Source organism: Micromonospora sp. DT41, assembly GCF_049841715.1.
Taxonomy (GTDB): domain Bacteria; phylum Actinomycetota; class Actinomycetes; order Mycobacteriales; family Micromonosporaceae; genus Micromonospora; species Micromonospora profundi.
This window is the reverse complement of sequence record NZ_JBNCKU010000010.1, coordinates 57,754-79,044: the sequence shown is the minus strand read 5'-3', so window position 1 is coordinate 79,044 and position 21,291 is coordinate 57,754. Positions and strand designations below refer to the sequence as shown.

The following is a 21,291-nucleotide window of genomic DNA, read 5'->3' as shown; positions in this document are numbered from 1 at the left end:
ATCGTCCCGATCCCGACGCCCGGCCGGCGTCCTCGGTGGCCTCCTGGCTCACTGTTGCGCCCCTGTCATGCCAATCGTCCCGCCTTCTGCGTGGATCTTGAGTCAATCATCCGTTAGGCGGAAGCATAGGCCCACCACACGTCCCAGGAGGTCCCGCCGTGACGACCACACCCCAGGCGGTCCGCAGGGCATCCCCGCGCACCCGCCGGACGGTCACCCCGCCCGACCCGGCCCGCCCGCTGCTGCCGGACGCCGAGCCGGTCCGCCTGCTCGACCAGCGCGGCACACCGCTGCCCGCCCGCACCGACTATCCGGAGCCACCCGTCGAGGCGCTGCGTGAGCTGTACCGCCGGATGGTCCTCGGTCGCCGGTTCGACACCCAGGCCACAGCACTGACCAAGCAGGGCCGGCTGGCCGTCTACCCGTCCTCCCGGGGCCAGGAGGCCTGCCAGGTCGCCGCCGTGCTCGCCGTCCGCGACACCGACTGGGTCTTCCCCACCTACCGGGAGTCCATGGCGCTCGTCGCCCGGGGCATCGACCCGGTCGAGGTGCTCACGCTGCTGCGCGGCGACTGGCACTGCGGCTACGACCCGACCGAGGTACGGACCGCACCGCAGTGCACCCCGCTCGCCACCCAGTGCGTGCACGCCGCCGGGCTGGCGCACGGTGAGGCGTACCAGGGGCGCGACACCGTGGCGCTGGCCTTCATCGGTGACGGCGCGACAAGCGAGGGCGACTTCCACGAGGGCATCAACTTCGCCGCCGTGTTCAAGGCGCCGGTCGTCTACTTCGTCCAGAACAACAGGTACGCCATCAGCGTCCCGCTGTCCCGGCAGACCGCCGCGCCGTCGCTGGCGTACAAGGGCGTCGGCTACGGCGTGCCCAGCGAGCAGGTCGACGGCAACGACCCGGTGGCGGTCCTCGCCGTGCTGACCCGCGCGGTAGCGCACGCCCGCGCCGGCAACGGGCCGTTCCTGGTGGAGGCGCACACGTACCGGATGGAGCCGCACACCAACGCCGACGACGCCACCCGCTACCGCGACGGCGCCGAGGTCGACGCCTGGCGCGACCGCGACCCGGTCGCCCGCCTGGAGACCTACCTGCGCTCGCGCGGGGTGCTCGACGACGCGGCCGTCGCCGAGATCGCCGAGCAGGCCGAGGCGTACGCGGCGGACCTGCGGACGCGGATGAACACCAAGCCCACAGTCGACCCGCTGAGCCTCTTCGACCACGTCTACGCCCAACCCACCCCGCAACTGGTGGAGCAGCGTGAGCAGGTGCGCGCCGAACTGGCCGCCGCGAACGACGAGGATGGTGCCGCCTGATGGCCACCACGATGGCGAAGGCGCTCAACACCGCTCTCGCCGACGCCCTCGCGGCCGACGAGCGGGTCGTCGTCTTCGGCGAGGACGTCGGCCAACTCGGCGGCGTCTTCCGGATCACCGACGGCCTCCAGGCCCGTTTCGGCGAGAAGCGCTGCTTCGACACGCCGCTCGCCGAGGCCGGCATCGTCGGCTTCGCCGTGGGCCTCGCCATGTCCGGGCTCCGGCCGGTCGTCGAGATGCAGTTCGACGCGTTCGCGTACCCGGCGTTCGAGCAGATCGCCTCGCACGTGGCGAAGCTGCGCAACAGGACCCGTGGCGCGCTCAGCGTGCCCATCGTCATCCGGGTGCCGTACGCCGGTGGCATCGGCGGGGTGGAGCACCACTGTGACTCGTCCGAGGCGTACTACGCGCACACCCCCGGGCTGAAGGTCGTCACCCCGGCGACCGTGGCCGACGCGTACTCGCTGCTGCGCGAGGCGATCGACGACCCCGACCCGGTGGTCTTCATGGAGCCCAAGAAGCTCTACTTCGCCAGCGCCGACGCGGAGTTGCCGACGCGTGCCGAGCCGTTCGGCCGGGCCGTCGTACGCCGGCCGGGGCGCGACGCCACACTCGTGGCGTACGGGCCGGCGGTGCCCGTGGCGTTGGAGGCCGCCGAGGCCGCCCGCGAGGAGGGCTGGGACCTCGAGGTGGTCGACGTGCGCACCATCGTGCCGTTCGACGACGCCACAATCACCGCATCGGTACGCCGTACGGGGCGGTGTGTGGTGATCCAGGAGGCACCCGGGTTCGCGGGTGTCGGCGCGGAGATCGCGGCCCGGGTGCAGGAGCGCTGCTTCCACGCGCTGCACGCGCCGGTGCTGCGGGTGGCCGGGCTGGACATCCCGTACCCGGCGCCGATGCTTGAGCACACCCACCTGCCCGGCGTGGACCGGGTGCTCGACGCGGTGGCCCGTCTCCAGTGGGACGACCAGCCGGACGCGCGCTGGGCGGCGGCATGACCACCGTCGAGCGCACGCAGGTCTTCCTCCTGCCCGACCTGGGCGAAGGGCTGAGCGAAGCGGAGATCGTCGAGTGGCGGGTCGCCGTGGGCGACGTGGTCACGGTGGACCAGAGCGTCGTGGAGGTGGAGACCGCCAAGGCGGTCGTCGACGTGCCCTGCCCGTACGCCGGGCGGGTGGTGACCCTGCACGGCGCGGCCGGTGAGGTCCGTCCGGTCGGCCAGCCGCTGATCACCATCGCGCCGCTGGACGGCGACGGCGACGAGCCGGCCGGGCACGCCACCTACCGTGAGGAGGAGCGGGCCGGCTCCGGCAACGTGCTGATCGGGTACGGCACCGGGCACGGCGGCGCGACCCGCCGTCGTCGCCGGCCCCGGCTGGCGTTGGCACCGGAGCCGACCGACGTCCCGGCGGGCGCGGAGCCCACCTCGGCCGCCGCCAGCGGCTCGCCGGGTGGCGCCGCCCCGGTCACGGCCGGCGCGTCGGCCGCCCCGGTCATCGTCGGCGCATCGGCCTCGCCGGCCGCCGGCTCTGCGGCGGGCGCCGCGCTGGTCATCTCGCCGATCGTCCGGCGGCTGGCCCGCGACAGTGGCGTCGACCTGAGCACGGTACGCGGCAGCGGACCGGGCGGTGTGATCCGTCGCGCCGACGTCGAGGCGGCGCTCACCACTCCGGCGGCCCGGCTCGCCGCAGCGCCGGACCCGCACGTCGCCCTGGCCCCGGCCGGGGACGGCGACGTGGTCGTCCCGCTCACCGGCGTGCGCAAGGTGATCGCGGACAAGCTGTCCCGCAGTCGGCGGGAGATCCCCGAGGTGACCATCTGGGTCGACGTGGACGCCACCGGCCTGCTGGAGACCCGGGCCGCGATAAACGCGGCGACGCCGGACGCGCCGGTGAGCATCCTGGCCCTGCTGGCCCGGATCTGCCTCAGCGGGCTGCGCAGGTTCCCGCAGCTCAACGCCCGGGTCGACACCGAAGGGCAGCGGATCATCCAGTCCGCCGGGGTGCACCTGGGTATCGCCGCGCAGACCGACAGGGGCCTGCTCGTGCCGGTGCTGCGCGACGCCCAACGGCTCACCACCGCCGAGTTGGCCGCCGAACTGTCGGCCACCACGGCCGCCGCGCGGGCGGGAACGCTTCCGCCGGCCCGGCTGACCGGGGGTACGTTCACGCTCAACAACTACGGGGTGTTCGGCGTGGACGGCTCCACACCGATCATCAACCACCCCGAGGCGGCCCTGCTCGGCGTGGGCCGGATCGTGGACAAGCCGTGGGTCCTCGACGGGCAACTGGCAGTCCGCAAGGTGACCCAGTTGAGCCTCACCTTCGACCACCGCGTCTGCGACGGCGGGGTGGCGGGTGGCTTCCTGCGGCACGTCGCGGACTGCGTGGAGCGCCCGGCCCTGCTGATCGCCGCCACCTGATACGACGTACCCCGGCCCCGGCGCCGCCCTGTGCGGGCGCCGGGGCCGCCGCGTGCCAGGGGTTTTCCGGACCTCGATTCGGGAAGTCGACCCCGCCGGAATGCACCAGAGCGTCGGAGGGAGCCCGTCCGTGACGTACCAGGTGCTGTCCAACGTCGTCCGGGAGAGACGACCCGCCTCGGCCGGGGCGCCCCTGTACTGCGACGCGCGGGAGTACGGGTTGCGCGGCGACGGCGAGACGAACGACCAGCCGGCGCTGGCCGCGCTCGTGGACCGCCTGGGCGCCGGCTACGCGGCGGACGGCCGCGCACGGGTCATCTACTGCCCGCCGGGCATCTACTCGATCCGGGACGCCGGCACGGCGTGGCGCAGCGGCGTCTCGCTGATCGGGGCGGGCCCGGCGGCGACACGGTTCCTGCTCAGCAACGAGGGCAACCGGACCGACCCCACCCCGCTGGCGTTCTGGACCGCCCTGCAACACGGCGCCGACCGCGACCGGCACATCGCCGACTGCACCTTCGCGGACTTCGAGATCGACGGGTCCGGCGTGGCGATGGCCGAGTACAACTACCTCGCCAAGGGCCTGGGCCTCCAGTACATGGTGCGCGGCGTGTTCCGCAACCTGTTCATCCACCACACCGCGGCCACCGGCCTGGGCTGCGACTTCCTCCAGGACAGCCTGATCGACGGCTGCGTGGTGGTCGGCTGCGGCCGGCTGGACAACGGCGAGCAGATGGGCGGTGCCGGCATCGGCGTGGGCATCGGCGGGTGGGGCGACATGGAGCGTCTGACCATCGCCAACTGCACCACGTTGGCCAACGGCACCAACGGCATCTTCCTGGAGTTGCAGAAGGACTACTGGACGCCGCCGCGCGGCTACCGCATCGTCGGCTGCCACAGCCAGGGCAACAGGTTCGGCATCTCCGACTGGGGCGCCGACGGTCTCATCGTCTCCGCCTGCACGATGGCCGGCAACCTGGAGGCCGGCTTCGACGTCTCGGCGCAGGGCACGGCGGGCGTGGCCGGGCGGGGCGGGCTGCTCAGCGACTGCGTCGTCGACGGCAACATCCGCGACGGGGTCAGCATCGGCAACAGTCCCGGCCCGTACACCATCCGGGGTAACCGGATCAGCGGTAACGGACGGCACGGCTACCACGGGTTCGGCCTCGAACGCGGCTACCAGGGGCCGGTCCGGGACGTGGTGATCGAGAGCAACGACTTCTGGAACAACGGGCTGGACGCCATCCGGATCGACCATCCGATGACCGACGCGATGGTGCTGAACAACCGGATCCGTAACAACGGTCAGCAGCGGGCGGCAGGTACCACCGGCGCCGGCGAGGCAGTGCGCTACGCCGAGCGGTCCGTGGTGGACCGGACCGCGAACTGGCCCCTTGACGGGCACCGGGGCAAGGTCCTGCGGGTCGGACGGTCTGTCGCAGTGGTCGCCTCGAACACCGGCGAGGAACTCGTCCTCGCGCCGGTGCGACCCGACGCCATCAGCGCGTGGAGCGGGGACGTCCCGCCGCCGGGCTGCCGGTACGAACTGTCCACGGCGCCCGAGCGGCGGGCCGGCATCGCCATCGACGCGGCGTTCGACTCGGCCACCATCCGCGGCAACCGGATCTGGGACAACCACGAGGACAAAACCCAGACCCACGGGTTGTGGATCACCGAGCGGGGCAGTTGCGTGGACTGCCGGGTCGAGGACAACGACCTCGCCGGCAACGCCGACGACGGGATGCTGCTGGACACGCCGCCGGTGGGCGGGCGCTGGCGGGACAACCACGTCGACAGCGGCTGGGGCTGAGCGGGCGCCGGCCCCGGGTGACTCGACCGGGGGCGGGCTGTCCGTCGGCGAGGTGGAGGGGCGGGCGGCTGAGGTTGCGTGACGCTCGGTGGCGGCGGCCGGAGTGCTCCGGGCCGCCGCCACCGTCAATCCGCGTCGGTCAGCCGGCCAGGCCGGCGACCGGGTCGGGATCCAGCACGACCGTCGCCGTACCGGTCTGCGCCGGCACACCGGGATCGGTCGGCGCGTCGGTGTACTCCGCGACGAATACCGCTGTCAGGTTGTCGGCCCCACCGTGCCCACCGTCGACGAATGTGGCGATGGTCCCGGAGCATCCGGTCGCCGAGGAGAGCGGATGCCCGTGCTCGTCGTGGCCGAGCACGTAGGTGACCTTCACCCGCGAGCAGTCCACCGGCAGGTCGTCGGTGACCCGCACCTCGTACGCGACAGTCTGCCCGAACTGGAAGGGCTGCCCGGCCACCGGGGCGACGAACTCCACTACCGGCGCCCGCGGCCCGACCAGCAGCGGCAGCGTGGCAGCGGCCGACCGGCCGGTGCGGTCGGTGACCTTCACCGTCGGGGTGTACGAGCCGTTCTCCTGGAACGTCCACGTCGGGTTCGCCTCGGTGCTGTCCACCGAGCCGTCCGCGTTGAAGTCCCACGCGTAGCTGAGCCGGTCGCCGTCCGGGTCCGTGGTGCCGGCGCTGGAGAACGCCACGGTCAACGGCGCCTGTCCGGCGGTCGGGGTCGCGCTGATCTTCGGGATCGGCGTGCGGTTGCCGCGGACGAAGTCGATCCGGGACAGCTGGGCGTCCGGGTTCTCGGCGAAGTAGCCGTCGCCGTACTCCAGCACGTAGAGCGCGCCGTCCGGGCCGAACTCCATGTCCATCGGGTTGTCCACCACTATCGACGGCACCACCGACCGGATGTCGGTGACGTCGCCGCGGGAGTCGAGTCGGAACTCCTTGATGTAGTCCCGGGTCCACTCGTAGAACAGCGGCACCCCGTCGTAGTAGGCCGGCCAGCGGGTCCGTGACGTGCTGGTCCCGTCGTAGTCGTACGCCGGGCCGCCCATCGGGCCGATGCCACCGGTGCCCAGTTGCGGGAACTCACCCGACGCGGCGGACGGGTACCAGACCTCCGGCTGCTCCACCGGCGGCAGTTGCCGCTTGCCCGTGTTGTGGGGCGAGTCGTTGACCGGGCGCTTGCAGTTGAACTTCGGGCCGGACTGGCCGGTCGCGAAGTCGTAGTCGCGGTACGCGATCGTCGGCGTCACGCAGTACGGCCAGCCGTAGTTCGCCGGCTTGTCGATGAGCATCCACCGGCCGTGCCCGGCGGGTCCGCGCTCCGGGTTCGACGAGGACGCGTCCGGGGAGTAGTCGGCCAGGTAGACGTTGTCGGTGCGCCGGTCCACGGCGAACCGGAACGCGTTGCGCAGACCCATCGCGTAGATCTCGGGGCGGGTCTTCGCCGTACCCGGCTTGAAGAGGTTGCCGGCCGGCACCGTGTAACCCCCGCCGGCCTTCACCTTGATGCGCAGCAGCTTGCCGCGCAGGTCGTTGGTGTTCGCCGAGGTGCGCTGGGCGTCGAACGCCGGGTTGCGGTCGGCCCGTTCGTCGATCGGGATGTAACCGTCGGAGAAGAACGGGTTCGTGTCGTCACCTGTCGACAGGTACAGGTTGCCCTTGCTGTCGAAGTCGATCTGACCGCCGACGTGGCAACAGATGCCACGGTCGGTGGGCACGTCGATGATCTGCTGCTCGGTGCTGAGGTTGAGCTTCATCCCCTCGAGCTTGAACCGGGACAGCCGCAGCGCGCCTCGGAACCGCTGCCAGTCGGCCTCGGTGCCGACAAGCGGCGCGTCACCCTCGTTGACGTCGGGGGTGGCCGGGTCGTCCACAGGGGTGTTCATCGGCGGCGAGTAGTAGAGGTAGACCCACTTGTTCTTGGCGAAGTTCGGGTCGATGGCGACCCCCTGCAACCCCTCCTCGTCGTGCTCGTACACGGGGATGTCAGCGGCGAGGGTGTTCAGCCCGGTACGCGGGTCGTGGATGCGGACCTCACCGGTGCGGGAGGTGTGCAGCACGCGCAGGTCGGGCAGGACGGCGAGGCTCATCGGCTCGCCGGGAAAGTCGTTGAGCGTCACCTTCTGGAAGCTGCTGTCCGGCGGCGCGGCGGGAGCTGCCGCCGCTGCCGTCGGTGCGGCCAGGCCGGCCGTCACCAGGAGCAGGGCGGACACGAAAGCGGTCCTGTTCATCAGGTAGTTCCCCCGAGGTGGTGGTCAGTACCGGAGTGAGGCGAGATAGTCGAAGCCGACCCGGGCGGTGTCCAGGGCGTCGGCGGGGGCGCGCGGCGGGGTGCCCGCGTCGTCGCGCTCCACGATGTACTCCTCGATGCCTGCTTCGCGCTCGTGCGCGAAGATCCGGCCGAAGTCGATGACACCGTCGCCGAGGTCGGCGAAGCCACCTTCGACGTCGAGGTCCTTGACGTGCACCTGGCGGACCCGGCCGCGGTTGGCCCGGATCACGTCGACTGGGTCGTGCGCGCCCCGCCAGGTCCAGTAGAGGTCGAGCTCGAAGTGGACCAGCCGGGGGTCGGTCTGCCCGGCGAGGATCTCGAAGCCCGTCGACCCGTTGGTAAGCGGTACGAACTCCAGCTGGTGGTTGTGGTAGCCGAAGTCCAACCCGGCGCGTTCGGCCAGCCGGCCGGCCTGGTTGAGGTCCCGGGCCAGCGCACGGTAGACGGCGGGGTCCCGGATCGGGCGGCCCTGCTCGTCGCGCCCGAAGTACGGGTGGACGATCTTCTTGCAGCCCACCACGTTCGCCTCGGCGAGGGCGCGTTCCCAGGTGGCGGCGTCGAACGGCTGCGGGATGCCGACGTGCCCGGAGGTGGAGCGCAGCCCGGCCGCGTCGAGTGCGGCGCGGAACTGCGTGGCCGTACGCCCGACGAAGCCGGCGTGCTCCACGCGGCGGTAGCCGATCCGCCGAAGGGCGGTGAGGGTGCCGGGCAGGTCGGCGGCGAGCTGGTCGCGAAGCGTGTAGAGCTGGATGCTGATCCGGTCCACCGGCACCCGGCGGCGGCCGGGGGAGTGCCCTGCCGGTGCGGCGCTGGCCGGGCCGGCGAGCAGGCCGGCGGTGCCGACGGCGGCGGCGGAGACGGTCGCGGCGCGGAGCACTCCGCGCCTGCTGAGCGGCTCGGACGCCACTGGCGGCACCGGCTCGTTGGTCTGGTGATCCATGGTGGTGGTCCCTTCCTGACGGCTGTTGTGCCGTCTGCGGCGTCGACCGACTGCCGCCGTCCGGGCGCGCCGAACCGGCCGGAGGCGGACTCCGGCTGGACGGTGAGGGACGGTGCGCGGGTGCGGCCCGGGCCCGTGTGGGCCGGAACGCGGCGACCCGGTGCGGGCGGCGGCAGGCTGATCGACGGATGGGCAACCCTCTATCTGAATCGCGACCTTACCCTTGCCTCCGGACGAAGGCAAAGCTTCGTCTCGATTGGCAGAAGTTTCGCTCCACCCGACAAAAGTGCGCCCACCAGGTGCGGCGGTCGCCCGCACCTCGGCACGTACGCCTGCCGGGCCGTCTGCGCGCCTGCGCGGTGTCCGCGGCTGGCCGCGCGTGCGAACGCCGGGGCGGGCGCTGTGCTGCGGCCGGAAAGTCGCACATCCGTGGTGATAGGTGCGGGTTCGGCGTGCGAGGGCGGGACGGGACGTTGCGGGCCGGGTGGGTCGGGGTCGGTCGGGCGGGGCCACAGGCGGCAGTTGTGCGCTTTATTCGTCAACGGCACAGCGCCGGAAAATGTGCCGATAAATGCGCCGCCGATTATTTCCGAATGGCCCGGACGACCCTGGTCAGGCCGCGAGAATATGGCGGAGGGAAGTCGAAAACGGGGGGACTGAACATGACGCCTAGGCGGCGATTGACGCTGTTGGCGGTAACCATCGCAGCCGCACCGCTCGTGCTGGGTGGGTGCACCGCCGACCGGAAGCCGGCGGCCGAATCGGCCAAGGAACACGCCCCGGCGCCCGAGCTCACTGTGACGCCGGGGGACAAGACCCGGGACGTTCCGGTCAGTGCCGAGGTCGGCACGGTGGTCAAGGGGGGACGGGTCACCGCCGTCCGGCTCACCGACGACAAGGGCAAGCAGGTCGAGGCGGAGCCACGGGAGGACGGCTCGGGGTGGGTGCCCAGCAAACCGCTGCAACCCCGCCGTACGTACACGGCGGAGGTGACAGCTACCGGCGACTCGGGCGCGACCACCACCCGGACCACGACCTTCACCACGATGCCCAAGTCCACGAAGCCGCAGATCACAAGCACCCTCTATTTCGTCGGTAACCGGACGTACGGCACGGCGATGCCGGTAACCGTCGCGTTCGACCCGGCAATTCCGAAAGAGGCCAGGGCGGATGTGCAGCGTCGGTTGTTCGTAAAGACGAATCCGCCGCAGCCAGGCACGTGGTCGTGGCTGGAGGACGGAAGTCAGGTCTATTACCGGGCACCCGATTTCTGGCGGCCGGGGACCACGATCAGCGTGCGGGCCGGGCTGGAAGGGCTGCCCATCGGCAAGAAGCTCGTCGGCGACGCGGAGCGGACCGCGACCTCCAAGATCGGACGGCAGGTCGCGCTGGAGATCGACAACGCCACCAAGCAGATGACGGTGCTGCGCGACGGCAAGCAGATCCGCCGGATCCCGGTCAGCCTCGGCAAGCCGAGTACGCCCAGTTCCAGCGGCAAGATGGTGATCATGGAGAAGCATGAGCGGACCACCTTCGACACCCGTGGCGAGCCCAACGGTGGCTACGTTGTCGACGTGGACGACGCCCAGCGCTACACCTGGGGCGGCGAGTTCATCCACTCCGCCCCGTGGTCGGAGGGGGACCAGGGCAACACCAACGTCTCGCACGGCTGCGCGAACGTCTCCGCAGCTGCCGCCGACTGGCTGATGGGGGTGACCCAGGTCGGCGACCTCGTCACCGTCAAGGGCACCGAGGTCGAGTTGCAGCCGGGCAACGGCTGGACGGCGTGGAACGTGAGCTGGGACGAGTTCGCCAAGGGCAGCGCCCTGCCGGTGCCGGCCGGGCTCGGGCCCGCACCGGCCGCGCCCGCCCACCCGGGCGCGGTGGCCGGTGGCTCGCCCGCTCCGGCACCTTCGGTAAGCGGTCGCTGACACACAATCGACCGGGCCGGGCCCGCCAGCGAGGTGGGCCCGGCCCGGTCGCCGCGTGCACCGCCCGCCGGCCCGGCACGAGCGTCGAGGCCTTGTCAATCAAGCGGTACCCGCGCCACCCCGGACCCGGTCAGGCTGCCCAGCCAGAGTTGGTCGCCATGCTGGCGTACCCCGGTGATCATGGGGTAGTGTCCGGTCGGGCCGTGCAGCGTCCGGCGGACCGCGCCCTGCTCGTCGACCAGGGCGACCAGTCCGTAGCGCCGCGGCTGCGGCTGCATCGCGTCGGGCAGCAGCGCGGCGATCTGGCGCAGCCGGGGATGCGGCAGCAGTCGCTCGGCGATCGGCACGCGAGGGCTGGGCAGCGCGATCCAGTACGTCCCGTCGCCCACCGCCGAGAGATTGTCCGGATACGCGGGCAGGTCGGCCAGCACCCGGACGCCACCGCCCAGCTCGACGCGGACCAGCCGGTGGGTGGAGGTCTCCACAAGCATCAACGCCGACTCGTCCGGGGTCAGCGCGATCCCGTTGGGGAAGTACAGCCCGTCGGCCACCACCTCGGTGTGCCCGCTGCCCGGGTGATGGGCCAGCACGCGGCCGTTGGGGCGGTGCTCCAGCAGGTCCCGTTTCCAGTGCGAGACGGGGAACCGGTCCGAGCTGTCGGTGAAGTAGACGGTGCCGTCGCGGGCCACCGTCGCGTTGTTGGCGAGGTGCACCGGGGGCGCCGTCCCGGTCATCTCGCGGACCGTCCCGTCGGGCGTCACCCGCAGCAACCCGCGGTACGCGTCGCAGACGACAAGCGCCTCACCGGACGTGTCCACCTCGATGCCCAGCGGCCGGCCACCGGTCTCGGCGAGCAGCCGGGGCCGGGTGCCGGCCGGAGCGTCCGTCGGCCACCACCAGAGGTTGCCGTCCTCGTCGCCGCTGATCACTCGGCCGGCCGCGTCGACAAGGACGTCCTCGGGGCCGACCGCGCCCTCGGGCAGGGGCAGCAGGTCGACGTGGTCGAGCCTGCGGTCGGTGGCGGCCCACGCTCCGGTAAGCGGAGGCGCGACGGTGGCCGGCTCGCGGACGGGTCGGATCAGCCGGGGCGGCCGGGGCCGGGGAATCACCATCCGGCCATTCTCCACCCGGGCCGGTGGCGCTCCGGCTGACGGATCCCCACGGCGTACCCCTGAGGGGGATCAGGGGTACCCCGGGGGTTGACCCTGGACGTACCCGGAATCACCCCGTGGAGGGACGAAACTGTCGGAGGTGGCGGCTAGATTTCATGGCATGGAAGATCGCAGCGACCGGCTCGACGTGCAGCTCAACGTGGGTGACCGGGTGGTCCAGGTGCGGGTGGCCGGCGAGGTCGACATCGCGACGGTGGCCGCGTTCCGATCCGCGCTGTGGTCCGCGCCAGCCCGGCCGGTCGTCCAGCTGGAGATGTCCGAGCTGCGACTGTTGTCCGCCGCCGGGGTGCGCACGTTGCTCGCCGCACATCTGCGGATCCGGGCCCGGGGCGGCGAGCTCGTCCTGGTCGACCCGACGCCGATGGTGGCCCGGGTGCTGCGCGCCACGGGCCTGCACCGGGTGATGGTGATTCTGGAGCCGGCCCGGGTGGTCGAGGCAGCGCGTCGTCCGGTTTCCGCCGGCGTGGTCGGTGCGACGCGTCGGGCGGTCCCCGTCGCCGCCGCGCACCGCCCGCAGGCCGCGACCGCGCACTGTCTGCCGTGCGCGGCCTGACTGCCGGAGCTCGTCGGTCCTGATCACCCGGCTTCTGCCGGCCCGGGCCTGACTGCTCGCGCCCGTGGAGACGTCGGGCGCGGGGCCGCCGGTACGAGCCGGCGACCCCACCGACGATCGGTCAGCGCACGCCGAGCAGGTCGACGACGAAGACGAGCGTCTCGCCCGGCTTGATGACGCCGGCCGCGCCACGGTCGCCGTACCCCAGGTGCGGCGGGATGGTGAGCCGGCGGCGACCGCCGACGCGCATGCCGACCACGCCCTGGTCCCAGCCGGCGATGACCTGACCGCCGCCGAGCGGGAACTCGAACGCCTCGCCCCGGTTCCAGGACGAGTCGAACTCGCCGCCGGTGGAGTGGGCCACTCCGACGTAGTGCACGCTGGCCAACTGACCCGGCTCGGCCTGCGGGCCCTCGCCCACGGTGATGTCCTCGATCACGAGGTCGGCCGGCGGCGCACCTTCGATCGGCCCCACCTCGGGCTTGCCCGAACGGGCGTCTGCTGCCTGGTTCATGCGGGAACTCCTGCCGTTTGGGTGATGTGTCCGGTCACCGTCGATCCTGCCGGATCGTCCGTGGCGAATGTCCGGCGGACCCGTCACCTGCGGGTCCCGCCCCGGGGCCGCAGGGGAGCCGGTCCCAACCGGCGGTGTGAAGCCCTCGAAACACGCCCGGCGGGGATGAAGTTTGGGCGCACGAGCTGGCGGGCGTCACCGATGGTGACGCCCGCTGTGGGGGTGGTGCGGTGTTCGGTCATCGCAGCCAGGGCAGCTGTCGGACGATCGGCAGCTTCGCCCAGATCCGGCCGAGGCCCCAGGTGTCGCCGGCGTTGACAAGCGCCAGGACTGCGAGCACCGCGGCGTAGATCAGGTGGTCGTCCATGAAGGGGTTGTTCTCCGGAGGCAGGACGGCGGTCCACATGAGAACCAGCAGCAGCCCACCGGCGACGGCGGCGATACGCATTCCGATGCCGAGCAGGAGAGCGACGCCGATACCCGCCAGGCCGATCATGAAGAGCCAGTCCGCCCAGGCGGCGCCGGCGATCCCGGTGTAGAGGTCCTTGAACGGCCCGCTCACGCCGAAGGTGAGGAAACCCTTGGTGGGGCTGCCCCCGTTGATCCAGGCGTTCTTCGACTCGGTGGCGAACCCGAGGCCGAACAGTTTGTCGATGAACGCCCAGAGGAAGATCCAGCCGAGTGCCATCCGGGTGCCGGCCAGGATGTAGCGGGTGGCCCTCTCCCGGGTGGTGTCGGCCGCCGGAGCGGTGGTCTTCGCGGTGTTCCGCTCGATCGTCGCGGTCATGATGTCCACGTCCCTTCTCTGCCTCGCACCGCGCTTCCCGGTGGCATCTCTATTGGACACTTGCGGCGTCGCCCCTGGCAGGGCCGACCGGACCGCGATGGCCCGGGACCTTCGACCCCTCCCGACCCGGTCCGTCGGCACTGACCGCCGTCACTGTCTGTCACTAACGTGCGAGGTGCAGGCGTAGGAGGGAGGCCGTGATGAGGACCTGGCAGGTGGGCGATGTGATGACCCGGGAGGTCGTGACCGTGGAGGCCGCGACGCCGTACCGGGAGATCGTCGATGTGGTGTTGCGCCGCGGGGTCAGCGCGGTGCCGGTGGTCGACGGGTCCCGCCGGGTGTTGGGCGTGGTGTCCGAGGCGGACCTGTTGCACCGGGTCGAGCGCGCCGGTGAGCCGGCGCAGCGGCGGGTCTTCGAGAGCCGCCGTCGGCGCGGCGCGCGCGGCAAGAGCGAGGCGTTGCTGGCGGGCGGCCTGATGACAGCGCCGGCGGTGAGCACCCACCCGGAGGCGCCGTTGTCGGCAGCCGCACGGCTGATGGACCGCGAGCAGGTCAAGCGGCTGCCGGTCCTGGACGACCTGGGCCGGCTGGTAGGCATCGTCAGTCGCGCGGACCTGCTGCGGGTGCACCTGCGTTCGGACGCCGAGATCCGCGAGGACGTGGTCCAGGAGGTGCTGCGCCGGGTGCTGGCAGTGCGGGACGGCCTGGTGACGGTCACCGTACGCCACGGTGAGGTGACCCTGGCCGGTCGTCTGGACCGCCGTTCCGCAGTTGACCTCGCCGGGCGACTCGCGGGCCAGGTCAGTGGTGTCGTGCGGGTGGTCAACGCCATCGCCTACGACGCCGACGACACTGTCGCCGACCCCGCTCAGGTGATGCCTGTCGCCTGAGTGTCGCCGGTGCTCCGGCCGTGAGCTTCGGCCGGAGCACCGACGACAGGCGGGCCGTTTCGCCTAGGCTCGGTAACGGCCGGGCCGGCGGGCCGGTTCACCTGTCAGCGGCGGCGTACGAGCGAGGCAGCGGGGCGGTTCGCCGTGGGCGAGGCGGTGGAGCACTGGTGACTGATGTGGTCGCGGTGCCGCTGTGGGCGTGGCTGGTGGTCGGTGTGGTGATCACCGCGCTGCTCGCGGTCGACCTCGTGTCGCACCGCGACAGCCACGTCATCGAGCTACGTGAGGCGCTGCTGTGGAGCGCCGCCTGGATCGCCGCGGGCCTGCTGTTCGGGGTGGGCGTCTGGTGGGGCCTCGGCGGCGACGCGGCCATCGCCTACTTCTCCGGCTACCTGCTGGAAAAGGCGCTCTCGGTGGACAACGTGTTCGTCTTCGCCCTGCTCTTCGGCTACTTCCGGGTGCCGGCGGGCTACCAGCACAAGGTGCTGTTCTGGGGGGTTGTCGGGGCGCTCGCCTTCCGCCTGCTGTTCGTCGTGGCGGGCGCGCAACTGCTGGAGCGGCTGGCCTGGGCCGGGTACGTGCTGGGCGCCTTCCTGGTCTGGACCGGCTGGCGGCTTGCCGTACGCGGGAAGCCCGACGTCGACCCGGACCGCAACGTGGTGGTCCGGGTGTTCCGCCGGGTGGTGCCCACCGACGCCCGCTATCACGGCGACCGTTTCACCGCCCGGGTCGGGGGTCGCCGGGTGGCGACGCTGCTGCTGGTGGCGCTTGTGGCCATCGAGGCCACCGACGTGGTCTTCGCGATCGACTCGGTGGCGGCGATCCTGGCCATCACCACGAACATCTTCCTGGTCTGGACGGCGACCGCGTTCGCCGTGCTGGGACTTCGCAGCCTCTACTTCTGCCTCGCCGGCCTGCTGCGGCACTTCGGCTACCTGCGTTACGGGCTGGCGCTGCTGCTCGCGTTCGCCGGAGCGAAGCTGATCCTCGCCGGGACACCGGTGGGCGAGCTGCCGATCTGGTTGACGCTCGCAGTGGTGGTGGTGACCCTGACGGTCGCCGTCGGGGCGAGCATCGTCCACAGCGACCGAACCGCCCGCTGAGGGCGTGCGCGGATCAGGGACGACCCGGTTCGATGCGGGCTGTCACGTCGAGGTGCGCCGGTTGGCAGCCGGCGGTCACTGCGAAGCGGCGGACCGCGGCGTCGACGTGTTCGCGGGCGCCGCCGCAGGTGTCGGCGGCCAGGTCCACGCTGATCCACACGTCGGGGTGCGGCGGCGCGCCGGTCAGCACGACCCGTGCCCGGCGTACGCCGGGGCCGCCGGTGAGGTCGCGTTCCAGCGCGTGGGCGAGCACGTCGGCGGCCAGTCGGGTCCGGCCCGGGCGTCGACCGGGGTGGCTGAGCGTTCCGCGCAGTGCGGTGCCGGGCTGCCGCAGCTCCCGGGCGAGCAGTCGTTGCCCGGCCAGGGCGAGCAGCACGCCCGCGACCGCCGCGGCCAGGGTGCTCCACGGGGTAGCCAGCCGCCACCGGTCCAGCAGCGCGGTACTGAGCACCGTCGCGTCCGGGTTTCCGCCGTACGTGAGGGCGAGCGTCGCCGTACCGACGGCCACCAGCAGCAGCGCGACGATGGTCCAGAGCAGCCGGTGCGCGGCGTTCGTCATGCGGGCCGTCCACGGGGTGGCAACCGGACCTCGATCCGGTCTGTGGGTGGCGCGGCCAGCCGGCGTAGTTCCTGACGCACGGCGTACTCGACCTCCGTGCGGGCTGCGGGATCGCCGGTGGCGCGTACTCGGGGACGCCACCGGCCGTCGCGCCGCCGGACCTGGACGCGGGCCCGGCGTACGCCCGGAACGGCGCCGGCCACGTCGGCGAGTCGCCGCTCCACGCTGCGGCGGTGCAGGTGCCAGCTGTCGGCGTCGTCGAGGCGCAGCCGTACCGGCGTCCACCGGCGTAGTTGGGCGACGAGGATGGCCAGGCCCAGGAGTACTGCCGCACCGGCTACCGCCCGGACCGTCGGGTCCCGCAACCGGGTGGCGGTCAGCGTGTCGTACCAGCCGGTACGGTCCAGCACCGACGCCGGCCGGTGCAGGCTGACAAGCAGCGCCTGCACGGCCAGCAGGGCGCCACCGAGCAGCAGGGCGGCGGCCAGCAGCAGCGAGGCGACCCGGTTGACCGTACGCACGTCAGCTGCCGTCCACGCCGGGGACGAGCAGGTCGTCAACGGTGACGGTCACTGTCGCCACGGTCAGGCCGGTGCTCGTGGTGATCCGGTCGGCCACCGCTGCCCGTACCGTCTCGGCGACGGCGGCCACGTTGTGCCCGTACCAGGTGATGAGGTGCAGGTCGAGGCCCACGGATTGGTCGTGCAGGCGTACGGAGGCCGGGTTGACCGCGCAGACGCCGTCCACCTGCCGGGCGGCCTCCGTCGCGATCCGCGCGACTGTCGCCGCGTCGATGATCGGCTCGGGCAGGGCGACGCCGGGCGCGGTGGGCGGGTGCGCGGTCATCGGCGACGCCGGGAGTCGGCGCGGTCGCCCAGTCCGGTGACCGCGAGGTCGCCGTCGAGCACCCGGACCACGAGCCAGCCGAGCAGGCCGGCCAGCACGGCGCCGACGGTCACCTCGACGCCGGCGAGCGCCCAGACCGCCACCCCGAGGAAGCCGGCGAGGAAGCCGAACTGCTGACGCGACATGTCACCTCCCGACCGGCGGTACCGGCGATCCCGCTGGATACACAGGGAGGCCATCCCTGGAACGTCAGCGAGATGTGATCTGCATCACACGGTGCCTCGGCTCGCCATGATCGACCACCTAGACTCGGCCCGGTTCGAGCGACCGGGGGATGGCAGATGACGAGCAGCGACGAGCGCGGCTGGCTGCGGCCCCTGTCCGCCGACGGTGGGCGCGACGCGCTGTTCACCCGCGCCGGTCACCGGGTGTACGCCGACTGCCGGCTCAGTGAGCTGGTCCCGGGGCGTCCGCCGGGCGTCACCGGCAGCCAGTGGAGTTCGGCCAGCCGGGCGGCCTTCGACCTCGTGGTCTGCGCCGCCGACTCCGGCCGGCCGGTCGTCGCGGTGGAGATCGGCCCCGTCGCGCTTCCCGGTTCGGCCGAGCAGCGCGCCGAGCGACTGAAGGACGCCGTCAGCGCGGCCGTCGGGCTGCCCGTGCTGCGGGTCGGCTCGCCGACGCTGCGGGCCGTCGACTCCGGCCGGCGCCTGGTCGAGTACGTCATCGACGCGCGCGCCTACGCGTCAGACGCCGGGATGGGCGGTGCCGAGGACGAGCCGGCCCCGGTGGGTTTCCGGGACATCCTCGGGCGGCTCCCGGACGGGCGTACCGGCCCGGTCAACGACCTCGGCGCGTTGAGTCGCGCGGCGGCGGTCGACGCGTACGTGGCGGGGCGGCTGGCCGACCCGATCGTGCGCGCGCTGCACGTGCGCTGGGCGGACGGCCCGGCGCAGGGGTGGAGCTGGGTGCAGGTCCGCCCGGACGTGTGTCTGGTGGAGCGGGTCTCGGTGACCGAGCAGAGGTTCTCCTGTGGAGTCGACGCGGCCCGGCTGGCCGAGGATCTCGCGGCGGTCGCCGTCGGTGTGCGGCTGCGAGGGCTGGAGCCGGACGACCCGGCACTGCGGGCGCGGGCCGATCTCACCGCGGAGATCGTCGCGTTGAGCCGGCGCCGCCACGAGTTGGTCGGCGGTTTCGCGTTCGACCATCTCTGCGTCGACTGATCGGCCGTTTCCCCTCTGACCTGCTGCGCCTTCGGTCAGTGCCGGGTCGGAGCAATTTTTTGTGCGCCGGGTTGAACCTTCCCGGACGCGGTCCCGTACTCCTGCGCGAATGAAGAGGATCTCCCCATCCGCGTCGACCGGACGCGGGAGACGGTGCGGAAAGGGCATCGTCGGCCATCGACACGTTACCGGGTAGGTCGCGGTGGTCGCCGCCGTGGCGTGCCATCTCACATCCGTCGGTCCGCCGAGGGCAGGAATCCACTACCGGATCGAGAAGGAGAGCAATTCGATGCGCAGGTCCACTCGGGCGCGCCGGCCATCCGGCATCGCGCGGAGCAAGCGTCTGCTGGCCGTTGTCGGCACGCTCGTGGTCTTCGGCGGAGTAGTCGCCGTCACCCAGATTTCGTCGGCCCAGGACCGGCGGACGAACAAGCCCCGGCCGGCCGCCGGACAATGCGTGGAGCCGAGCCCCGGATCGACCGCGCCGAGCGGCAACTCGACAAGCCGAACCTGGCAGAACGGCCGGTGGGTACGCAATCACTGGGGTGACGGTCAGCAGTCGGTCGCGGAATGCGAGGACGGTAAGGACGGCACTGTCGGCACCGGTTCGGCAATCGCCTGCCCGGATGTGGCGGCGCGGCTGCCGCAGGTGCCGGACCGGGCGCGCGCAGAGGTCGACCGCAATCTGGCGCAGTTGCAGACCCAGATCGCGGATGCCGACCGCCGGCTGGCCGCCGAGGGCAACAAGGGCGAGACGTTCATCCGCAACGCGATCCTGCAGCCGTTGGCCGCCAAGCGGAAGGCGGTGTTGGACCGGATCACGCTCGCCATCGACCGGGTGGGGCCGCGCCCGCAGGGTCTGGCGCAGCTCGCCGATTGCCAGGTGCAGCCGACCGGCAACACGGGCGGCAACACCGGCGGTGGGAACACCGGCGGTGGGAACACCGGCGGTGGGAACAACGGTGGCGGAAACAACGGCGGTGGGAACACCGGCGGTGGGAACACCGGTGGCGGCAACAATGGCGGTGGCAACAACGGTGGCGGCAACAATGGCGGCGGGAACAACGGTGGCGGCAACAACGGTGGCGGTAACGCCCCGGGTGCCGGCCTCGGCGTGCTGGCCAACAACTGCGACGAGAGCCAGTTGCAGGCGCACGACGGCTTCCAGAACGGCAACCGCTGCGTGAGCACCGCGTTCGGTGAGGTCGGCGCCGCCGCCAACAACCCGTCGCTGCTGATCACCCAGTTCCCGCAGCAGGTCGACCGCAACCAGACCTTCACCCTGCGGATCAGCACCCGCAACCTGGTCCGGGACCGCTTCCTCGCGGCCGGTCAGGGCGGGTACTACGTGGAGAGTTCGCTGCTCAACGCCCAGGGCCTGGTGCGGGGTCACTTCCACACCGCCTGCCGGATGCTGGACAGCCTGACCGCGCCGCCCGAGCCGCAGGAGGTGCCGGCGTTCTTCGTCGCCACCGAGGACGGTCGCGGCGGTGCACAGCCCGACGAGGTGACCATCCAGGTCCCTGGCCTGCCGGAATCGGGTACGGCGCAGTGCTCCGTCTGGGCCGGCGACGGGTCGCACCGTCTGCCGATGATGGAGCGGGCCAACCAGACCCCGGCGTTCGACGCGGTGCGTATCGAGGTCAACTGATTCGGAGTGGACCGGCGGCGGCCGGCCACCCGGGGTGGTAGCCCCGGGTGGCCGGCCGCACACAAACTGACGGGGTCACGCCGTTGCCGGCGGGACCCCGTCGTTGTGTCGCCCGATCAGCGGTTCTTGTACGCCTCGACGACCTCGACCGGGATCCGACCCCGCTCGGAAATCTTGTAGCCGTTCTTGACGGCCCATTCCCGGATGGCCCGGTTCTGCTCCCGGTCCATTCCCGCGCCGCTGGGCCGTCCAGGGCGCCGAACGGTCCGCGTGCTCTCCGCCGGGCCCCGACCGATGCGCCGGCCGGCATTGATGTACGGATCCAGAGCCTTGCGCAGCACGCCGGCATTCTCGTCCGAGACGTCGATCGTGTAGGCCGCGCCGTCGAGGCTGAACTCGACGGTCCGGTCGGCCTTCCCGCCGTCGAGGTCGTCCGTCAGCACCGTGATTACTTTTCTCGCCATTGCCAATTACTCCCTGTGTGTGGCGGGATGTGCCCAAAGTCTGACCTATCATCCGGGGAAACCGCAACAATATGCGTCCCATTCATTTCGGCGGGTCGCGATTGGGTGACGAGCAAAACCGGGAACAGCTGCTGAATCAGCGGCGCTGGCGCAATGTCATTCGGTGAGGAGACCGCTCTGACCGGCGACGGCAGCGGCCTCCGCGCGGTTGGACACCCGCAGCTTACGCAGCAGCGCGGCGGTCATCCGTTTCACCGTCCGCTCCGACACGTGCAGTTCCTCGGCGACGTCGAGGGTGTTGCGGCCGGCGGCGATCGCCCGCAGCAGTCGGCATTCCTCGCTGTCCAGGTCGACGGGCGCGGGCCGGTTGGGGCGCAGCAGCGTGCGCAGCAGTTCGGCCGGTAGCACCGCCCATCCGTCGAGGATGGCCAGCAGCGGGGGCAGTAGTTCCTCCGGCTCGCTGGTCTTCGGCAGGAACCCCTCGGCGCCGGCCCGCAGCGCCTCCAGCGCGGGCGCGGGGTCGGTGGAACCGGACATCGCGACCACCCGTACCCGGGGGGTGGTCCGGCGGATCGCGGCGATCGCCCGGATGCCGCCGGGCGGCGGCATGTGCAGGTCGACGAGCGCCAGGTCGGGGCGGCAGCAGCGGACCAGGGCGGCGGCACCGGCGGCGTCACCGGTCGACGCGATCACCTCGGCGCGGCCGTCGGTCGTCGCCGGGAGCAGCAGCTCAAGGCCACGGACGAAGAGGGAGTGGTCGTCCACGACGGCGAGTCTGAGGGTGGGTGCGTCCGGCATGTCTGCGCCGTTCCCCAGCGGGTACC

At 71.9% G+C, this 21,291-nt stretch carries 21 protein-coding genes; 10 read left to right on the top strand and 11 right to left on the bottom strand.

Features of this window, described 5'->3' with window-relative positions; genetic code table 11:
* Nucleotides 1–125: 125 nt before the first annotated feature.
* From pdhA to ACLQ23_RS19715, 4 genes are all read left to right on the top strand, one after another.
* A complete protein-coding gene (gene pdhA, locus ACLQ23_RS19730; protein WP_425735293.1) occupies nucleotides 126–1,325 on the top strand; it encodes a pyruvate dehydrogenase (acetyl-transferring) E1 component subunit alpha in 1,200 nt (399 codons plus the stop codon).
* The gene (locus ACLQ23_RS19725; protein WP_355589448.1) at nucleotides 1,322–2,326 is read left to right on the top strand and encodes an alpha-ketoacid dehydrogenase subunit beta; all 1,005 of its coding nucleotides are present in this window, start codon (nucleotides 1,322–1,324) and stop codon (nucleotides 2,324–2,326) included. Before pdhA ends, ACLQ23_RS19725 begins: the two co-directional genes overlap by 4 nt.
* Complete coding sequence (locus tag ACLQ23_RS19720; protein ID WP_355589450.1) at nucleotides 2,311–3,750, top strand: dihydrolipoamide acetyltransferase family protein; 1,440 nt, start codon at nucleotides 2,311–2,313, stop codon at nucleotides 3,748–3,750. The genes ACLQ23_RS19725 and ACLQ23_RS19720 overlap by 16 nt, the downstream gene beginning before the upstream one ends.
* A gap of 130 nt (nucleotides 3,751–3,880) precedes the next feature.
* A complete protein-coding gene (locus ACLQ23_RS19715) occupies nucleotides 3,881–5,560 on the top strand; it encodes a right-handed parallel beta-helix repeat-containing protein (RefSeq protein WP_355589308.1) in 1,680 nt (559 codons plus the stop codon).
* Nucleotides 5,561–5,699: 139 nt separating this feature from the next.
* Here the strand turns inward: ACLQ23_RS19715 and ACLQ23_RS19710 are convergent, their stop codons facing one another.
* Together ACLQ23_RS19710 and ACLQ23_RS19705 are read right to left on the bottom strand one after the other, a co-directional pair.
* Nucleotides 5,700–7,796 carry a PQQ-dependent sugar dehydrogenase gene (locus tag ACLQ23_RS19710; RefSeq protein WP_355589310.1) on the bottom strand — a complete coding sequence of 699 codons (2,097 nt, stop codon included), beginning with the start codon at nucleotides 7,794–7,796 and terminating at the stop codon, nucleotides 5,700–5,702.
* Nucleotides 7,797–7,820: 24 nt separating this feature from the next.
* Nucleotides 7,821–8,777, bottom strand: coding sequence for a sugar phosphate isomerase/epimerase family protein (locus ACLQ23_RS19705; protein WP_355589312.1), 957 nt, complete (start codon nucleotides 8,775–8,777; stop codon nucleotides 7,821–7,823).
* A 662-nt stretch (nucleotides 8,778–9,439) separates the two neighbouring features.
* Here ACLQ23_RS19705 and ACLQ23_RS19700 point away from each other — a divergent pair.
* Complete coding sequence (locus ACLQ23_RS19700) at nucleotides 9,440–10,708, top strand: L,D-transpeptidase (RefSeq protein ID WP_355589314.1); 1,269 nt, start codon at nucleotides 9,440–9,442, stop codon at nucleotides 10,706–10,708.
* A gap of 95 nt (nucleotides 10,709–10,803) precedes the next feature.
* On the opposite strand, the gene ACLQ23_RS19695 is transcribed toward ACLQ23_RS19700, so the two are convergent.
* Complete coding sequence (locus ACLQ23_RS19695) at nucleotides 10,804–11,820, bottom strand: SMP-30/gluconolactonase/LRE family protein (RefSeq protein WP_355589316.1); 1,017 nt, start codon at nucleotides 11,818–11,820, stop codon at nucleotides 10,804–10,806.
* Between the two features lie 160 nt (nucleotides 11,821–11,980).
* On the opposite strand from ACLQ23_RS19695, the gene ACLQ23_RS19690 reads away from it, so the two are divergent.
* Nucleotides 11,981–12,433 carry an STAS domain-containing protein gene (locus ACLQ23_RS19690; protein WP_355589318.1) on the top strand — a complete coding sequence of 151 codons (453 nt, stop codon included), beginning with the start codon at nucleotides 11,981–11,983 and terminating at the stop codon, nucleotides 12,431–12,433.
* 121 nt (nucleotides 12,434–12,554) lie between these two features.
* On the opposite strand, the gene ACLQ23_RS19685 is transcribed toward ACLQ23_RS19690, so the two are convergent.
* A complete protein-coding gene (locus ACLQ23_RS19685) occupies nucleotides 12,555–12,947 on the bottom strand; it encodes an FKBP-type peptidyl-prolyl cis-trans isomerase (protein WP_355589320.1) in 393 nt (130 codons plus the stop codon).
* Between the two features lie 238 nt (nucleotides 12,948–13,185).
* Nucleotides 13,186–13,743: a hypothetical protein gene (locus ACLQ23_RS19680; RefSeq protein ID WP_355589322.1), complete on the bottom strand. Its 558-nt coding sequence runs from the start codon at nucleotides 13,741–13,743 to the stop codon at nucleotides 13,186–13,188.
* A 191-nt stretch (nucleotides 13,744–13,934) separates the two neighbouring features.
* On the opposite strand from ACLQ23_RS19680, the gene ACLQ23_RS19675 reads away from it, so the two are divergent.
* Both ACLQ23_RS19675 and ACLQ23_RS19670 read left to right on the top strand, forming a co-directional pair.
* Nucleotides 13,935–14,624, top strand: coding sequence for a CBS domain-containing protein (locus ACLQ23_RS19675; RefSeq protein ID WP_355589324.1), 690 nt, complete (start codon nucleotides 13,935–13,937; stop codon nucleotides 14,622–14,624).
* A gap of 176 nt (nucleotides 14,625–14,800) precedes the next feature.
* Nucleotides 14,801–15,727, top strand: a complete 927-nt coding sequence (locus ACLQ23_RS19670) for a TerC/Alx family metal homeostasis membrane protein (protein ID WP_355589452.1) — start codon at nucleotides 14,801–14,803, stop codon at nucleotides 15,725–15,727.
* Nucleotides 15,728–15,740: 13 nt separating this feature from the next.
* Here the strand turns inward: ACLQ23_RS19670 and ACLQ23_RS19665 are convergent, their stop codons facing one another.
* From ACLQ23_RS19665 to ACLQ23_RS19650, 4 genes are read right to left on the bottom strand one after another with little or no spacing between them, the layout of a single operon-like run.
* Complete coding sequence (locus tag ACLQ23_RS19665) at nucleotides 15,741–16,286, bottom strand: hypothetical protein (protein ID WP_355589326.1); 546 nt, start codon at nucleotides 16,284–16,286, stop codon at nucleotides 15,741–15,743.
* Nucleotides 16,283–16,807: a DUF6286 domain-containing protein gene (locus ACLQ23_RS19660; RefSeq protein WP_355632812.1), complete on the bottom strand. Its 525-nt coding sequence runs from the start codon at nucleotides 16,805–16,807 to the stop codon at nucleotides 16,283–16,285. The genes ACLQ23_RS19665 and ACLQ23_RS19660 overlap by 4 nt, the downstream gene beginning before the upstream one ends.
* A gap of 1 nt (nucleotide 16,808) precedes the next feature.
* Nucleotides 16,809–17,132: an Asp23/Gls24 family envelope stress response protein gene (locus ACLQ23_RS19655; RefSeq protein ID WP_355589330.1), complete on the bottom strand. Its 324-nt coding sequence runs from the start codon at nucleotides 17,130–17,132 to the stop codon at nucleotides 16,809–16,811.
* Nucleotides 17,129–17,317 (bottom strand): hypothetical protein, encoded by a 189-nt coding sequence (locus ACLQ23_RS19650; RefSeq protein ID WP_425735174.1) that lies wholly within the window; start codon nucleotides 17,315–17,317, stop codon nucleotides 17,129–17,131. The genes ACLQ23_RS19655 and ACLQ23_RS19650 overlap by 4 nt, the downstream gene beginning before the upstream one ends.
* A gap of 156 nt (nucleotides 17,318–17,473) precedes the next feature.
* On the opposite strand from ACLQ23_RS19650, the gene ACLQ23_RS19645 reads away from it, so the two are divergent.
* Both ACLQ23_RS19645 and ACLQ23_RS19640 read left to right on the top strand, forming a co-directional pair.
* Nucleotides 17,474–18,352 (top strand): hypothetical protein, encoded by an 879-nt coding sequence (locus ACLQ23_RS19645; protein ID WP_425735173.1) that lies wholly within the window; start codon nucleotides 17,474–17,476, stop codon nucleotides 18,350–18,352.
* Nucleotides 18,353–18,641: 289 nt separating this feature from the next.
* On the top strand, nucleotides 18,642–20,003 hold the full coding sequence (locus tag ACLQ23_RS19640) for a hypothetical protein (RefSeq protein WP_425880905.1): 1,362 nt from the start codon (nucleotides 18,642–18,644) through the stop codon (nucleotides 20,001–20,003).
* Nucleotides 20,004–20,119: 116 nt separating this feature from the next.
* Here the strand turns inward: ACLQ23_RS19640 and ACLQ23_RS19635 are convergent, their stop codons facing one another.
* Both ACLQ23_RS19635 and ACLQ23_RS19630 read right to left on the bottom strand, forming a co-directional pair.
* Nucleotides 20,120–20,467 (bottom strand): histone-like nucleoid-structuring protein Lsr2, encoded by a 348-nt coding sequence (locus tag ACLQ23_RS19635; RefSeq protein WP_355589338.1) that lies wholly within the window; start codon nucleotides 20,465–20,467, stop codon nucleotides 20,120–20,122.
* Between the two features lie 156 nt (nucleotides 20,468–20,623).
* A complete protein-coding gene (locus ACLQ23_RS19630) occupies nucleotides 20,624–21,232 on the bottom strand; it encodes a response regulator transcription factor (protein ID WP_355589340.1) in 609 nt (202 codons plus the stop codon).
* Nucleotides 21,233–21,291: the final 59 nt, after the last annotated feature.

Excerpts from the sequence above, each read along its gene's own strand:
- ACLQ23_RS19710 (WP_355589310.1), bottom strand. The coding sequence starts at position 7,796 with ATGAACAGGACCGCTTTCGTGTCCGCCCTGCTCCTGGTGACGGCCGGC.
- ACLQ23_RS19705 (WP_355589312.1), bottom strand. The coding sequence starts at position 8,777 with ATGGATCACCAGACCAACGAGCCGGTGCCGCCAGTGGCGTCCGAGCCG.
- ACLQ23_RS19700 (WP_355589314.1), top strand. The coding sequence starts at position 9,440 with ATGACGCCTAGGCGGCGATTGACGCTGTTGGCGGTAACCATCGCAGCC.
- ACLQ23_RS19695 (WP_355589316.1), bottom strand. The coding sequence starts at position 11,820 with ATGGTGATTCCCCGGCCCCGGCCGCCCCGGCTGATCCGACCCGTCCGC.
- ACLQ23_RS19690 (WP_355589318.1), top strand. The coding sequence starts at position 11,981 with ATGGAAGATCGCAGCGACCGGCTCGACGTGCAGCTCAACGTGGGTGAC.
- ACLQ23_RS19685 (WP_355589320.1), bottom strand. The coding sequence starts at position 12,947 with ATGAACCAGGCAGCAGACGCCCGTTCGGGCAAGCCCGAGGTGGGGCCG.
- ACLQ23_RS19675 (WP_355589324.1), top strand. The coding sequence starts at position 13,935 with ATGAGGACCTGGCAGGTGGGCGATGTGATGACCCGGGAGGTCGTGACC.
- ACLQ23_RS19665 (WP_355589326.1), bottom strand. The coding sequence starts at position 16,286 with ATGACGAACGCCGCGCACCGGCTGCTCTGGACCATCGTCGCGCTGCTG.
- ACLQ23_RS19655 (WP_355589330.1), bottom strand. The coding sequence starts at position 17,132 with ATGACCGCGCACCCGCCCACCGCGCCCGGCGTCGCCCTGCCCGAGCCG.
- ACLQ23_RS19650 (WP_425735174.1), bottom strand. The coding sequence starts at position 17,317 with ATGTCGCGTCAGCAGTTCGGCTTCCTCGCCGGCTTCCTCGGGGTGGCG.
- ACLQ23_RS19645 (WP_425735173.1), top strand. The coding sequence starts at position 17,474 with ATGACGAGCAGCGACGAGCGCGGCTGGCTGCGGCCCCTGTCCGCCGAC.
- ACLQ23_RS19640 (WP_425880905.1), top strand. The coding sequence starts at position 18,642 with ATGCGCAGGTCCACTCGGGCGCGCCGGCCATCCGGCATCGCGCGGAGC.
- ACLQ23_RS19635 (WP_355589338.1), bottom strand. The coding sequence starts at position 20,467 with ATGGCGAGAAAAGTAATCACGGTGCTGACGGACGACCTCGACGGCGGG.